This is a genomic window from Bythopirellula superficialaquae, assembly GCF_059632245.1.
Genome location: NZ_CP197426.1, coordinates 5,223,319 through 5,236,509, shown reverse-complemented (window position 1 = coordinate 5,236,509; position 13,191 = coordinate 5,223,319). Strand labels below are relative to the sequence as shown.

At 54.7% G+C, this 13,191-nt stretch carries 12 protein-coding genes; 9 read left to right on the top strand and 3 right to left on the bottom strand.

Features of this window, described 5'->3' with window-relative positions:
• The first annotated feature begins 181 nt into the window (after positions 1–181).
• From SH678x_RS21620 to SH678x_RS21595, 6 genes are all read left to right on the top strand, one after another.
• Positions 182–1,141 carry a LysR family transcriptional regulator gene (locus SH678x_RS21620; RefSeq protein ID WP_496920541.1) on the top strand — a complete coding sequence of 320 codons (960 nt, stop codon included), beginning with the start codon at positions 182–184 and terminating at the stop codon, positions 1,139–1,141.
• Between the two features lie 31 nt (positions 1,142–1,172).
• Positions 1,173–5,840 (top strand): glutamate synthase-related protein, encoded by a 4,668-nt coding sequence (locus SH678x_RS21615; protein ID WP_496920540.1) that lies wholly within the window; start codon positions 1,173–1,175, stop codon positions 5,838–5,840.
• A 64-nt stretch (positions 5,841–5,904) separates the two neighbouring features.
• Positions 5,905–7,479 carry a glutamate synthase subunit beta gene (locus SH678x_RS21610; protein ID WP_496920539.1) on the top strand — a complete coding sequence of 525 codons (1,575 nt, stop codon included), beginning with the start codon at positions 5,905–5,907 and terminating at the stop codon, positions 7,477–7,479.
• 138 nt (positions 7,480–7,617) lie between these two features.
• Complete coding sequence (locus SH678x_RS21605; RefSeq protein ID WP_496920538.1) at positions 7,618–7,965, top strand: hypothetical protein; 348 nt, start codon at positions 7,618–7,620, stop codon at positions 7,963–7,965.
• Between the two features lie 117 nt (positions 7,966–8,082).
• Entirely contained in the window at positions 8,083–8,262 is a 180-nt protein-coding gene (locus SH678x_RS21600) for a hypothetical protein (RefSeq protein WP_496920537.1), read from the top strand.
• Positions 8,263–8,499: 237 nt separating this feature from the next.
• The gene (locus SH678x_RS21595) at positions 8,500–8,817 is read left to right on the top strand and encodes a hypothetical protein (RefSeq protein ID WP_496920536.1); all 318 of its coding nucleotides are present in this window, start codon (positions 8,500–8,502) and stop codon (positions 8,815–8,817) included.
• Here the strand turns inward: SH678x_RS21595 and SH678x_RS21590 are convergent.
• On the bottom strand, positions 8,814–8,960 hold the full coding sequence (locus SH678x_RS21590) for a hypothetical protein (protein ID WP_496920535.1): 147 nt from the start codon (positions 8,958–8,960) through the stop codon (positions 8,814–8,816). The two genes, SH678x_RS21595 and SH678x_RS21590, sit on opposite strands and share 4 nt — an antisense overlap.
• A gap of 71 nt (positions 8,961–9,031) precedes the next feature.
• Between SH678x_RS21590 and SH678x_RS21585 the strand changes: the two genes are divergently transcribed.
• Genes SH678x_RS21585 through SH678x_RS21575 form a run of 3 tightly spaced genes read left to right on the top strand, consistent with a single transcriptional unit; the run spans position 9,032 to position 11,862 of the window.
• Complete coding sequence (locus SH678x_RS21585) at positions 9,032–9,256, top strand: DUF485 domain-containing protein (protein WP_496920534.1); 225 nt, start codon at positions 9,032–9,034, stop codon at positions 9,254–9,256.
• On the top strand, positions 9,253–11,205 hold the full coding sequence (locus tag SH678x_RS21580; RefSeq protein WP_496920533.1) for a sodium/solute symporter: 1,953 nt from the start codon (positions 9,253–9,255) through the stop codon (positions 11,203–11,205). The genes SH678x_RS21585 and SH678x_RS21580 overlap by 4 nt, the downstream gene beginning before the upstream one ends.
• A 9-nt stretch (positions 11,206–11,214) precedes the next feature.
• Entirely contained in the window at positions 11,215–11,862 is a 648-nt protein-coding gene (locus SH678x_RS21575; protein ID WP_496920532.1) for an HAD family hydrolase, read from the top strand.
• Here SH678x_RS21575 and SH678x_RS21570 read toward each other — a convergent pair.
• Both SH678x_RS21570 and SH678x_RS21565 read right to left on the bottom strand, forming a co-directional pair.
• Complete coding sequence (locus tag SH678x_RS21570; protein WP_496920531.1) at positions 11,859–12,734, bottom strand: hypothetical protein; 876 nt, start codon at positions 12,732–12,734, stop codon at positions 11,859–11,861. The genes SH678x_RS21575 and SH678x_RS21570 overlap by 4 nt on opposite strands.
• 221 nt (positions 12,735–12,955) lie before the next feature.
• A complete protein-coding gene (locus SH678x_RS21565; protein ID WP_496920530.1) occupies positions 12,956–13,126 on the bottom strand; it encodes a hypothetical protein in 171 nt (56 codons plus the stop codon).
• Between the last annotated feature and the right edge of the window lie 65 nt (positions 13,127–13,191).

Sequence of the window (13,191 nt, the reverse complement as noted above, 5' to 3'; positions counted from 1 at the left end):
GTGCTTGAAACGCTCTCTTGCGGTGTGCTTCTAAGACCAAAGTGATGATGGCGGTCACGAGGTCAGACTCACGGGACTCATGCGAGAGGGCAACAGCGCTTTTAGCGCTGGAGTGAGAAAGTGTTGCGCACGAGCGATAGGACGTAACCGACCAGCACGAAAATCAGCCAAACTAAATACTATGCATATCAAGTCACTGAAAATTTATTGCGACATCGTCGAACGCCGCAGCTTCTCGCGAGCGGCCGATGACAATGGCATCTCCCAGTCGAACGCCAGCCAAGTGGTTCACCAATTGGAAGAGCGGCTGGGCGTGCAACTTCTGGATCGATCGAAGCGACCGTTCGTTTTGACTCCAGAGGGCGACCGCTACTTTGAAGGCGCTCGGCAGATCGTTCGTCTTTACGACGAGTTGGAAGAAGATGTCCGCACGCTCCACAACGCTTCGGCGGGTCGATTGCTGGTGGCGTCGATTTACTCCGTTGGCCTCGCGCACATGAGTTTGTTCATGCGGCAGTTCTCGGCCAAGTATCCCAACGCTCAAGTGCGGCTTGAATACTTACATCCCGACCGCGTGTTGGAAGTCGTCGAACAGGGGGATGTCGATCTTGGCTTGGTGAGCTACCCCGAGGAAACGCGGACTTTGGCCGCGATTCCTTGGCGGAGTGAGCCCTTGGTGGTCGTTTGTCATCCTAATCATCGCTTCGCGAAAGCTTCGACAATCAGTTTCGCCGATCTTTCGGGCGAACCGTTGGTGGCGTTTGAGGCGGGCTTGCGTATTCGGGCGGAAATCGATCGCGCGCTGTTGGTCAATCACGTAGACGCCAATATCGCGTTTGAGTTCGACAATATCGAGACGATGAAGCGGGCCATCGAAATCAACGAAGGGATCAGTTTGCTGCCGGAACCGACCGTCTCCAAGGAAATCGCCTCGGGGACACTCGTCAAGGTGCAGCTGGAAGGAGAGCCGCAAACGCGCCCACTGGGGATCGTTTACCGGCGGGATCGTCCGTTGCGGGAGTTGGCGCGGAATTTCATCGATTTGTTGCGTGCCGACACCGACTTTGCAAACGACGAGGTCGTGCTCCCCACTCTGCAACCAGCATCATCGCTCAACAATGGCGCGGGAAGCTGGCGATAGTCATCGCCGGCATGATTAATAAGGTTTAGCTATGGATCAACAAGAAGTATTTTCGCCGTTTCCTGCCAAGCAAGGCTTGTATGACCCTGAAAACGAACATGATTCGTGCGGCGTCGGTTTTGTTGCGCATATCAAAGGCGAACGCAGTCACCAAATCGTGCTCGATGCCGGGGAAGTCCTGCGCAACATGGACCACCGCGGTGCATGTGGTTGCGAGACGAACACGGGTGACGGCGCTGGGATTTTGACCGCGCTCCCCCACGAATTCCTCAGCAAGGTTGCTAAGGCTGAATTGGGTGTCGCACTCCCTGAGCCAGGCAGCTTTGCCGCGGGGAATGTCTTCTTGCCTAAAAAGGATGCCGAACGTGCCAAGTGCAAGGCCGTCGTTGAAGAACTCATCAAAGAATACGGCCAAAAGCTGATCGGCTGGCGCAAAGTCCCCGTCGACAATGCGAAGGCTGATCTTGGGCCAAGCGCGCTAGCTGGTGAACCATCGATTGAGCAAGTGATCATCGCGGCTGCCGAAGGCGTTCGTGGGCAGGATTTTGAACGCAAACTCTATGCGATTCGCAAACGGGCCAGCTATCAACTGCGCGGCGACAGTTCGCTCACGCAAGCCAAGATGTTTTACGTCTGCTCGCTGTCGGCCAAGGTGATGATCTACAAAGGGATGTTCACCACTGAGCAATTGTTCCATTACTTCCCAGACCTCGCTGACAAAGACTACACCAGTCATTTGGCGATGGTTCATTCGCGATTCTCGACCAACACGTTCCCCTCGTGGGATCGGGCTCAGCCTTGTCGCTACATGAGTCACAACGGCGAAATCAACACGCTGCGTGGCAACAAAAACTGGATGCGGGCCCGTCAGGGTCTCGTGAAAAGCGAGTACTATACCGACGACTTGGAGAAGCTCTTTCCTGTTTGTGAGCCAGACTGCAGCGACTCGGGCTCGTTCGACAATGTGCTTGAATTTCTCGTGATGAACGGTCGTCCCCTACAAGAATCCGTGATGATGATGGTGCCCGAGGCGTGGCAGAATCACGAAACCATGTCCGAGGAAAAACGAGCCTTCTACGAATTCAATTCCGCGTTGATGGAGCCGTGGGACGGGCCGGCATCGATCGTGTTCACCGATGGTTTGCGCATCGGGGCCGTGCTCGATCGTAATGGTTTGCGCCCGTCGCGATACTATCTCACGAAGGATGACCGCGTCATCATGGCGAGCGAAGTCGGCGTGCTGCCGACGGTTAAGCCCGAGAACGTCAAAGCCAAAGGACGCTTGCAACCGGGCCGCATGTTCCTTGTCGATTTTGAACAAGGCCGGCTGATTCCCGATGAAGAGTTAAAGAGTGATTTCGCCTCGCGGCGGCCTTACAAGACGTGGCTCAACAATCAGCGGATCGATCTCAACGAACTCGAACCCAACAAAGAGCCGCACGGTTTCGATAGCAACACGCTGCTTGAGCGGATGCAGGCGTTTGGCTTCACAGTCGAGTCGATGAGCTTTATGCTGTTGCCGCTCATTAAGGCCGAGAAAGACCCAATCGGCTCGATGGGAAACGATTCGTGCCTGGCGTGCCTCAGCGATAAGCCACGCTTGGTTTATGACTATTTCAAGCAACTGTTCGCGCAAGTGACCAATCCCGCGATCGATTCGATTCGCGAAGAAGTCATTATGTCGCTCGAGTGCTACATCGGTCCCGAGCAGAACTTGCTGGAAACGACTAAGGAACATGCCCACCGCTTGCGCGTGCCGCATCCGATTCTGTCGAACGAGCAGCTGGCTTCGCTCAAACACATGGATCATCGTGGTTGGCAGTCGAAAGTGATTGATATCACTTGGCCCAAATCGGCGGGCAAGCAAGGGATGATCGAAGCCTTAGATCGCATTTGCGCCGAGGCTGAGGCGGCGGTTGAAGAGGGCTACTCGCTTGTGATCCTGTCGGATCGCGATATTTCTGCCGATCGCGTTCCCTTGAGTTCGCTGCTAGCCACGGGCGCTGTTCATCACCATTTGATCGCCAAGACGATGCGTACTCGCATTGGGCTGGTGATCGAAACGGGCGAAGCTCGCGAAGTGCATCATCACTGTTTGTTGGTGGGCTACGGTGCCGACGCGATTAATCCTTATTTGGCCTTTGAAGCTTTGTGGCAAGCCCGCCGCGATGGATTGCTTGATTCCGGCGAACCCGCCATCGGCGAAAAGGAAGGTGGCGATGGCGAAAAGCACCCGGCTGTGGATTCCGTATCTGATGGGGAACTCTACGATCCCGTCACCAAGGCCGATCACGCGCTCGTGAAGAAATACCGCACCGGCGTGGCGATGGGGATGCTCAAAGTTATGGCCAAGATCGGTATCTCGACGCTGCAAAGTTACAAGGGTGCCCAAATCTTTGAAGCCGTAGGGCTCAAGTCCGACGTCATCAATCGCTGCTTTGTCGGTACAGCCAGCCGTATTCAGGGAGTCGATTTCGATATTCTTGCCGAGGAAGCTCTGCGCCGACATGCATTGGGCTATCCGGCCATGAAGTCGTCGCGTCTACCCGTTCTCCCCAATCCCGGCGAGTTTCATTGGCGGGCCGAGGGTGAACGACACATGTGGGACCCCCAATCGATTGCCGACATTCAAGTCGCGGCTCGCGCGGGCGATGCGAACGCCTATCGCCGCTTTGCCGAACACGTGAATCACGATGCGGAAACGCGCTGCCAGTTGCGTGGCTTGCTCGCATTCAAGAAGGATGCCAACGGCGGGCCGATTCCGATTGAAGAAGTCATGTCCGCCAAGGACATCGTCAAGAGATTCTGCACGGGGGCTATGTCGTTCGGCTCGATTTCGGCCGAAGCTCACGAAAGTTTGGCCATCGCGATGAACCGCCTGGGTGGCAAGAGCAACACCGGCGAGGGTGGTGAAGATCCCGAGCGATTCAAACCGCTCGCCAATGGCGATTCCAAGCGTTCTGCGATCAAGCAAGTTGCGTCGGGCCGTTTTGGCGTGACGATCAACTATCTGACGAATGCCGACGAACTGCAGATCAAGATTTCGCAAGGTGCCAAGCCGGGCGAGGGTGGCGAACTTCCTGGCCGTAAGGTCGACGACTACATCGCGAAGATTCGGTACTCGACCCCCGGGGTTGGTTTGATCAGCCCACCGCCTCATCACGATATCTATTCCATCGAAGACCTCAAGCAATTGATTCACGATCTGAAGAACGCCAACCGTGCCGCGCGGGTGAGCGTGAAGTTGGTGTCGGAAGTTGGTGTGGGCACGATCGCCGCGGGTGTCGCCAAAGGCTACGCCGATCATATTTTGATCTCCGGCGATGGCGGGGGCACGGGTGCATCGCCGCTCACGAGCATCAAGTACGCCGGACTGCCTTGGGAATTAGGGATCGCAGAAACGCATCAAACCTTGGTGCTTAACGATCTGCGCAGCCGTGTGGTGTTGCAAACCGACGGTGGACTCAAAACGGGTCGGGACGTGGTGATTGCCGCGATACTCGGTGCCGAGGAATTCGGTTTCGCCACGGCACCGCTGATCACGCTCGGTTGCATCATGATGCGTAAGTGTCATTTGAATACCTGCCCGGTGGGGGTGGCGACGCAGGACCCCGAACTCCGTAAAAAGTTCAGCGGCAAGCCGGAGTATGTCGTCAATTATCTGTTCATGGTTGCCGAAGACGCACGGCAGATCATGGCTGAGCTTGGTTTCCGCACGATCGAGGAGATGGTAGGCCGCGTGGATTGCTTGGAAACTGACAAAGCGATCAAGCATTGGAAGGCTGATGGATTGGACCTGACTTCGCTACTCACTCCGGTGAAGAAGCCGCATGCGAACGTGGGGACTTACAACACTCAAAAGCAAGATCATGGCCTGGAATTGTCGCTCGACATCACTAAGCTTTTGGATTTGGCCAAACCTGCGATTGAACGTGGCGAAAAGGTCCGTGAAGAGCTCACGATTATCAACACCAATCGCACCGTGGGCACAATTCTTTCCAACGAGATTTGTAAGAAGTGGGGCGAAGATTGTTTGCCCGACGATACCGTGCAATTCAAGTTCAACGGATCAGCTGGCCAAAGCTTCGGTGCATTCTTGGCCAAAGGCGTGACCCTCGAACTTGAAGGCGATGCCAACGACTATGTCGGCAAGGGTCTCTCGGGGGGCCGAATCGTGATCTATCCTCCGAAAAACTCCTCGTTTGCTGCCGAGGAAAACATTATCGTCGGCAATGTTTGTCTGTATGGAGCCACCAGCGGCAAGGCGTTTTATCGCGGCCGGGCTGCCGAGCGATTTGCGGTTCGCAACAGCGGTGCCCAAGCGGTGATCGAAGGCGTGGGTGACCACGGCTGCGAATACATGACCGGCGGTCGCGTGGTGATCTTGGGACCCACGGGACGCAATTTTGCGGCGGGCATGAGTGGCGGTATCGCTTACGTTTGGGATCCCAAAGAAAAGCTGCTTGCCAACTGCAACCTCGGCATGGTCGAACTCGACAAAGTGGAATCCGAGGAAGACATCGAAGAGCTTCGCGAATTGATCGAGCAACATCAAAACTACACCGAGTCGGCCGTAGCGGCGGATATTCTCGACCGTTGGGACGAGTGCCTGCCGCAGTTTGTGAAGGTGATGCCGACCGATTACAAGCGGGTGATGCTCGAGCAAAAGAGTAAGGCGAAGCAACCCGCTGCCGTTTAGGATTTTCGCGAAAGCTCCTTAAAGAACTACAACTGAACTACTCACGACTAATTAGCTATTTATCATGGGCAAACCGACCGGTTTTAAAGAATTCGAGCGCAAGGCTGTTCCTTATCGCGATCCCGTTGAGCGCGCTGGAGACTTTCTGGAAATTTATACCAATCCAGAGGTCGATCATTTGCGCACACAGGGTGCGCGCTGCATGGATTGTGGCGTGCCTTTCTGTCAATCGGACAGCGGCTGTCCCATCGACAACTTAATTCCCGAGTGGAACGACCTCGTTTATCAGAACCGTTGGCGTGATGCGCTCGACCGTCTGCACAAGACGAACAACTTTCCAGAATTTACCGGTCGCGCATGCCCCGCACCGTGCGAAGGGGCCTGCGTGCTGGGAATCACCGACCCGCCGGTGACGATCAAGAACATCGAAAATGCGATCGTCGATCGTGGCTTCGCTGAGGGTTGGGTCGTTGCTCAGCCCCCCAGCGAGCGAACCGGTCAGCGGGTGGCCATCGTGGGAAGCGGTCCTGCGGGTTTGGCTGCTGCCGCTCAACTCAACAAGGCAGGCCATGCCGTTACCGTTTACGAACGGGCCGACCGCATTGGTGGATTGCTGATGTATGGCATTCCCAACATGAAGCTAGATAAGAATGTCGTAGAACGCCGTGTGAACTTGTTGCGCGACGAAGGCGTGGAGTTCATCACTTGCGCTCATGTGGGTAGCAAACAGGATTTTCCGTCGGGACACATGACTCAAATCATGCAAGAACGCGGGTGCGAAGTGCAGTTCATCAATCCGCAAGAATTGATTGACGAGTACGACGCTGTGTTGTTGGCCACAGGCGCGACAAAATCGTTTGACCCCACCGCTCGTTGCCCCGGGCGTGATCTGGCTGGCATCCATTTGGCGATGGATTTTCTTACCCGTAACACCAAGAGTTTTCTGGATTCCGATTTGGCCGACGGCAAATATCTGTCTGCCAAAGGTAAGAATGTGATCGTCATTGGCGGCGGCGATACGGGCGCCGACTGTATCGGCACTTCGCTACGCCATGGCGCAACATCGATCGCGAACTTCGAATTGCTTGACGTGCCACCCGAGAAACGTGCTCCGAACAACCCTTGGCCACAGTGGCCGCGGATTTATCGCGTCGACTATTCCCACGCCGAAACCAAGGTCAAATTGGGCGAGGATCCACGTCAGTTCAACATTCTTACTAAGGAATTTGTCGACGATGGCAAAGGCCGGGTAAGCGGTGTGAAAACGGTGCAAGTCGATTGGTCAAAGCCGGGCGAGAAAGCTCCTTTCACGGAAGTCCCCGGGAGCGAAAAAATCTGGCCCGCCGATTTGGTGTTTCTGGCTACGGGTTTCATTGGCCCCGAACTCGAAGTGGGCGAAATGCTGGGCGTAGCCACGCAAAATCCGCGCGGCAACTGGCAAACTTTTGCCGCCGAGCATGGCGAGTTTGCCACGAACGTCGAAAAGGTTTTTGCCGCCGGGGATTGTCGCCGTGGCCAAAGTCTTGTCGTGTGGGCCATCAACGAAGGCCGTGGCGCCGCCCGTGCAATCGACGAATTCCTGACGGGTTCGACGGTGCTTTCCGCCCCGGGAATTAACTTGCCGCAGCAAGTGGTGTAAAGGATATCACTTGGATACTGTTTCGACTGTGCAACATGTTCAGATGTTTTGCTTGCGGACGTTACATTCCCTTAAGACTCAAACATTGCTCTTGGCCCCGTCGTAAAGACTGACGATAGTAAATCGTGGAGTTCAACCATGCGTCGGCGGTCGCAAATTCTGATGTTCTTGCTGTTGGTGACGGGCACTTTCTGCGCCTTCACCGCGGTTGCTCGCGCCGCTTCTGACGATGGTGCGGTGGTATCTTCACCAGCACACGACCGATCCCTATCGTTGATGGCTCAAGTCGGTTTCGCTGAGTCAGAAGAACAAGCTGCATTAGTAGCTGAGGAGTCTTTGGACTCTGTTACGGGCAAAATTCCCTTGGCTAGCTCCAGCAGCACGGCGGAACTCGCTGTTGTGAATTCTATGTTCTCTGCATTGTTGGACTGCCCGCGAGGCGGTGGGCAGTCTCTGGTGAATCGGCACGTGCGTTTGCAGATTTAAATCGCTGCGAACTTTCTTTCACGGCCCCTTGTATTCTCTGTTTTTTCTATCCGGCTACGCGTGCATCGGCTCGTTTGCGCCTGCATGATCTAAGCCCCCTCTGTAAGGAACTGTCCCATGTCCGCTAAATTTGCTTTCGTTTCGACATTAGGTCTCGTGATGCTACTGAACAGTTTTTCCGTAGGTGCTGCGACCAACAGCTTTGCCAAAGACTCAAAGAAAAAGGATGAGAAATCCGCGATCACGATGAGCGTGGCCTCTAACCAGCGTTCGGAAGAGAAGAAAAAAGACGACTAGGAAAAGCAAAACCTCGTTGCCGCAAATTCCTACCAACCTGCGTTGATGAAGCCCGCTTCATGGCGTCACTTCCAACAACAGCAACATCACCATCATCGTTACATGACAAATGTGTGAGCTGTTGTCGTATACGACAAGTCAATTGTCCTAGCCGGGTGACAGTTCCCTGGCGGAATGCTTTCGCCAGGGTTCCTCTATTTCGGCTTGACGTCTGTTGGGGCAAAAAGGAACGTATCTGTGAACGACTCTCAAGTAGATTCCCGGCACTTTGAAGAAATCGACGACCCCCAGGTCGTCTCGCGGCTTGAAGCCCTCGACGATGTGATTTTCCCCGCGATTGACGGCGATGAAACCGCACTCGCGGCGGCAGAGCCTGTTTGGAAGGAAACCTTGTCAGAACTCGGCCTGGAAGCGGTTCAAGCATCACGCCGACAGTATCTGCGCCATGCCCGTGCGACTTGGGCGTTTCTGCGGAATCAAACGCTTCAGCACCCGCACCATATCCTGGCCGTGCTGAAAATTATCTCACTGCTAATTGGCGATGAAGCGAGTTAGCTCAGTGCTGGTTCGAGCATGGCGGCGTTGGGCACCACGCGGATTACCTTGCCAAGCGAAAATACTGTGTGAGCTATAGATGTAAAGCCCATGCAATCGGACTTGTACCGCTCCAGAAAGTTCCAAATTTGAGCAGCAGTCATAGGCATTCAAGAGCTTTTTTCGTTATGCTAATGCCACTCGTCTTACATCTGATGACTCCTTTGGAATGATTATGACCAGTCGCAATTCTCGGCTTGGGTTGAGCCTGTTTGCCGTTTATCTCGTCCTTTATATCGGATTTGTATTGCTCAATACGTTTGCTCCCAACACGATGGAAGCCACGCCTTGGGCTGGGATCAACGTGGCCATCTGGTATGGCTTCGCACTGATCTTGGCGGCCATCGTGCTCGCGTTAATCTATGGAGTTTGCTGTGGCGCGAGTGAGGACCAGTCGTGATTCATAGCACTTCGCCGATCGCCATCTTGTTCTTTCTGATCTTTGTGGCGATCACCTTGGGATTGAGTTTCTACTTAGGGAGTCGTGCGAAATCGTCGCAGGGCTACTTCACCGCCCACGGCCAAATTCCCTGGTTCGTGAACGGCGTGGCCTTTGCCGGTGACTATCTTTCCGCCGCGTCCTTCCTAGGCATTTGCGGGATGATCGCGTTTTATGGCTACGACGGCTTCTTGTATTCGATCGGTTATTTGGCGGGTTGGGTCGTCGCACTATTCGTCATTGCCGAGCCCATGAAGCGACTCGGCCGTTTCACATTTGCCGATGCACTCAACGCACGGTTTCAATCGCGCGGCATTCAACTAGCAGCCGGGGTTAGCACGCTCGCCGTGAGCGTGTTTTATTTGATTCCGCAGATGGTTGGTGCCGGGGTGCTGATTCAACCTTTGTTGGGCCTACCCCACTGGGTCGGCGTGTTGCTCGTGGGGGCGACGGTGATCGTGATTGTTGTCACGGCGGGCATGGTTTCCACGACGTGGGTGCAATTTCTGAAAGGAGCGTTGCTCGTCATTTTCAGCGCGATCCTCACCGTGATGGTGCTCAATCGAGGATTTGAGGTTAAAGGTGGCGGTTTGGATGGCTATCAGTTTCGGACACTCGGGCCCACTGCTGGAGAGTTCCCTCAAGCCGCGAGCGATGTTCCTGAATTGGCAGATTACGACTTGCTCGACACAGGCGGCAAATTGGGATTCCCCCCTTATTTGCGCACACGCAATAAAGAAACTAACGAGATCATCACTTGGTTGATCGATCCCCAAACCGATGGCAAAGCCTTACTGAGGGAATGTCAGACATTAACGCAAACTTCCACGGGAGAAGTTCTGGTCAATGGTTTGCCCAAAGGTATTGGTCCTGGTCATGCTTCGCTAAGACCTGTTGGATTTCTCAGCAGTCTGCCGGACGGAAAAACCTCGACGGGGCCCATCGGACCGCTAAAGTTTTTCAGCACTTTGCAGCAGAGCGAAGTGGTGTTGTGGCAAAGCCAAAAATTCCTCTCGTCGGAAGGCGTCAACCCTGCGGAAGTCACGACGATTTTTTCACCTCATCCAACCCCGGGATCGCAAGTTTTGCGGCCAGGAGAATCACCCACGTTTAAAGGCATCCGGAGCGACAAATTCACTGATAAACTCAACTTTTTGTCGCTGATGCTCGCTTTGTTTTGCGGCACGGCGTCGCTACCGCACATTCTGATTCGCTACTACACAGTAAAGGATGCCGCCGCAGCTCGGAAAAGCACGATTGTCGGCATCGCCTGCATCGGATTCTTTTATGTGCTGACGCTTTACATGGGGCTGGGGGCTATGACCAGTGGATCGCTCGACGTGAGCGACAGCAACATGGCAGCTCCGCTGTTAGCTCGTGGCTTGGACGAAAATCTGTTCGCCGTCATCTCGGCGATTGCGTTCACGACGGTTCTTGGCACGGTCAGTGGCTTAATTTTGGCATCTGCCGGTGCCGTGTCGCACGATCTAATTTCACTGTTCACCCACGAAAAGCTCACCGAGCATGAGCAAGTGCGCGTGGCTAAGATTGCATCGGTCGTCGTGGGCTGTTTGGCAATTGTGCTGGGAATTTTGTTCCAAAGTCTGAATGTTAGCTACTTGGTGGGTTGGGCGTTCAGCGTGGCCGCTTCGGCGAATCTGCCCTCACTCGTGATGCTACTCTTTTGGCGAGGCGTCACGAAACAAGGGGTGATTGCCGCGGTTCTCGTGGGAATGGTGAGCTCGCTCGCGTGGATTCTGTTGAGCGGCGATACCTTTTCGGCCGTCTATGGATTGCCAGCCGAGAAGGCTCTCGTGCCATTCAGCCAACCCGGCATCGTGACAATCCCGCTTGGATTTTTGACGCTCATTATTGTTTCGCTGCTGACGAAATCCAGAACAACTGCTTAAGGAATTCCTATGGCACGGACCGCGGTTATCTTCGACGTCGATGGCGTGTTAATCGACTCGTATCAGGCTCATTTTCAAAGCTGGCTGAAAATGTTCGGCGAGCATGGTGCTTCATTCACCGAAGCCGAGTTCCGCAAGACTTTTGGCCGCACGAGCCATGACATTATTTCTGCGTTGTATGGTGCTCATCTAAGCGACGACGACATCCGCGCTTGGGATGATCGCAAGGAAGCTTTGTATCGCGATATTATTCGCGAGGATTTCCCCACGATTGACGGCGCTGCGGAGTTGCTCGATGCGTTGCATGAGGCTGACTTTCTCTTGGCCGTCGGTTCGTCGGGGCCGCCAGAAAATATCGCTCTTACGCTCGAATGTTTGGGGCGTGAGTCTCTCTTTGATGCCGTGGTGACGCGCGTCGACGTCACTCGGGGAAAACCCGATCCTCAAGTCTTTCAGATTGCTGGTGAACGCTTGGGGATGCAGCCTGAGCAGTGCGTGGTCGTCGAAGATGCCCCCGCCGGGATTGAAGCCGCCAATCGGGCCGGCATGGCGAGCGTTGCCCTCACTGGAACCGCGACCCGTGCCGAACTTTCGCATGCCAAGCTGATTGTCGACAGCTTACGCGAACTCACGCCGGAAAGGCTGCGCGATCTTTAGGATAATCGTCGCTGACAGCCGACGATCAAGCAGAATGCAAATCCCAGCGCAAGGCTGCCTGGCTCGGGAACGACTGTAAATCCCAAGTCTCGCAACGATTGTACCGTCATCCGGCTCAAAAAGGGCTTGCCGTAGTCAGGGTCGAGTGCCCCAGTGATCAATTCCAAGCCCAGATCGCGCCCTTGGGCATCCGTAATGCCTGTCAGCGGCGAAAGGCTGAACGGGTTGCTGGGGTTACCTTCTTGCGTACTACTCCGCATGAGTTGGTTCCAATGCTGGTCGATGGTTCCCCCACTGCCCGCGAGCTCGACCGGAACGAAGTTAGCGGTCGGATCGAAATCCTCACGATAGGCTTTGAGCCCGTAAGCTCCGGTGTACATGCCCGTGCCATTCGTATAAACGCCGTTGTCGTCCCACAGCGTTCCTATCCCTAGCGAATGGCCAATTTCGTGGGCGAGGATATCTTCCAAATAGTTAAGACCAAGATAGGCAGGGTTGGGGCTAGGAAAGCCGGCTCCCGTCCACGCGGCATAGTTGTCGATGACTATCGGATTGATCAGCACAGTGCTGCTCACGCCGACAAAGTAACCTCCTTGAAAGAGCGTGGCCGGTGGAGTCGCGGCAGCAAAGTCCGAACCCGATTGCACCGTGATCGACATGCCCGTCACACTGATCCCAGGCTGGTAGCCGGTGATGAAGCTTTCCCAGCGAGCTTCCGCGTTTGTCAGAGACGATTGCAGATGCGTGAGCTGGGTAGGCGTGAAGCTTCCCGGCGAAGGAATACTGATTACCAAATCAAAAGCGGCCCACGCGGAGTTGTTACCCACGCAAGTCGCCAAGACAATCATATATATCCATCGAGTTCGCAACATATTTTTCCTATTAGCGCAAGATCGCTACCACTTAAGACTGGCGAGCCAGAAGAACACGCTAAGAATGTTAGCGCAGAGCTGCTTTGTAAGAATTCAAAGCCGCGGCGGTGCGATTATTGCACGAGAACAAGCCTGCTAAAAAAGGACTTTGGCGCTGTTGATGCCTGCATCCATCTTAATTTCAATCCGCCACTGAGGCAAGAAAATCGCTTTATTCCACGTTATTCTTGTCGAATTCGAGCCGCGATGACCCCCGCGGCTAACAGAATACTGCCCGCGACAAACCAGGGGCGATGCGGTTCGATAAAGCCGTACGACAGTAACAAGATCCCGACAACTGCCGCGAAGGCAGGTCCAAACGTGGCAAGCATGGAATTGGGAGTGATCTTCATGCGGGGTGTTTCGTGCTTCGGAGTGTGGCGGCGTCGGGAAATCGGTTATACATTCTCACAACTCC

Bases quoted from the DNA above. Each gene is read 5' to 3' on its own strand.
- SH678x_RS21570 (WP_496920531.1), bottom strand. From the start codon at position 12,734: ATGTTGCGAACTCGATGGATATATATGATTGTCTTGGCGACTTGCGTG.
- SH678x_RS21590 (WP_496920535.1), bottom strand. From the start codon at position 8,960: ATGACTGCTGCTCAAATTTGGAACTTTCTGGAGCGGTACAAGTCCGAT.
- SH678x_RS21610 (WP_496920539.1), top strand. From the start codon at position 5,905: ATGGGCAAACCGACCGGTTTTAAAGAATTCGAGCGCAAGGCTGTTCCT.
- SH678x_RS21600 (WP_496920537.1), top strand. From the start codon at position 8,083: ATGTCCGCTAAATTTGCTTTCGTTTCGACATTAGGTCTCGTGATGCTA.
- SH678x_RS21585 (WP_496920534.1), top strand. From the start codon at position 9,032: ATGACCAGTCGCAATTCTCGGCTTGGGTTGAGCCTGTTTGCCGTTTAT.
- SH678x_RS21620 (WP_496920541.1), top strand. From the start codon at position 182: ATGCATATCAAGTCACTGAAAATTTATTGCGACATCGTCGAACGCCGC.
- SH678x_RS21615 (WP_496920540.1), top strand. From the start codon at position 1,173: ATGGATCAACAAGAAGTATTTTCGCCGTTTCCTGCCAAGCAAGGCTTG.
- SH678x_RS21565 (WP_496920530.1), bottom strand. From the start codon at position 13,126: ATGAAGATCACTCCCAATTCCATGCTTGCCACGTTTGGACCTGCCTTC.
- SH678x_RS21605 (WP_496920538.1), top strand. From the start codon at position 7,618: ATGCGTCGGCGGTCGCAAATTCTGATGTTCTTGCTGTTGGTGACGGGC.
- SH678x_RS21575 (WP_496920532.1), top strand. From the start codon at position 11,215: ATGGCACGGACCGCGGTTATCTTCGACGTCGATGGCGTGTTAATCGAC.